The sequence below is a fragment of the Aeromicrobium sp. PFPM2_SD2 genome, assembly GCF_057364525.1.
Genome location: NZ_JBNFNZ010000690.1, coordinates 1 through 839, shown reverse-complemented (window position 1 = coordinate 839; position 839 = coordinate 1). Strand labels below are relative to the sequence as shown.

Here is an 839-nt window from a genome sequence, read left to right as displayed (position 1 = left end):
AAGTCACGGCATGTTGGAAAATGAAGCCTGGAGGAGACCAGTCGACGGGACCGTGTGTGGCCTCGTGTGGGGGACTCCGGGAAAGGCTAATGAAGGCAGGGTCATTGGCTTCGAGGTTTCTGCTTTGAGGATGGCATGGTGGTTTAACGCCTGTGGTCTGACCGAGGAGCAGAAGGATGAGGGTCACAGCTAAGGTCTTTTGAAAAACTGCAAGGACCAGATGCTCGACATCGATAGCTCGGAATCATACATAGATAGTACAGTTCAACAGCATGTAGTAAGTCCGTATGAAGGGTGGCAATGCGAAGTTCTCTTCATGGAGCGGTTCCCTGATGGCTCCCTTCGTCATCCTAGCTTCAAGTGCTGGCGTGGAACGGAAGACAATCCAACCGTTAAGAGCTAACTAAATGTCAACCCAGTGGTCTTATGACTGCTGGGTCTCTTTGCGTCTGGGCACCCGGTCTGACCCTAAGCTATCACTATAGGACAACAATAACTTCGACCTAAGGAGGCCGACCATGTTTAGGAACTTAATGTTCAACCGTTATTCCAACACCTTCCATCTTTCAAACAACCCGTTCGCTTGCATTAAGAGCAACGAGAAGCTGGGTTACTTCGGGAAGGCTGTTAAGCTGTCACCTACAGTATTCGCTCTGATTACTCCGGGCAAAGCTGAAGAGGCCCGCCAGAAGCGTGAGGACAACGTGCCCGTGGTCTACACTAAGTGGCCCTCGCGTTCGTCTGTTTCGTTTGAGTTTTGTGAAAGGAGGTGGTCAAATGACTAAAATAGTAAACAGCCTATCTTACACTGGCGGTTTCTGCTGACTTACTTATCGGGT

At 49.9% G+C, this 839-nt stretch carries 1 pseudogene; it reads left to right on the top strand.

The features are described from left to right. Positions 1-10 precede the first annotated feature (10 nt). Positions 11-403: pseudogene (locus AC2W7G_RS17495) on the top strand (hypothetical protein). Positions 404-839 lie beyond the last annotated feature (436 nt).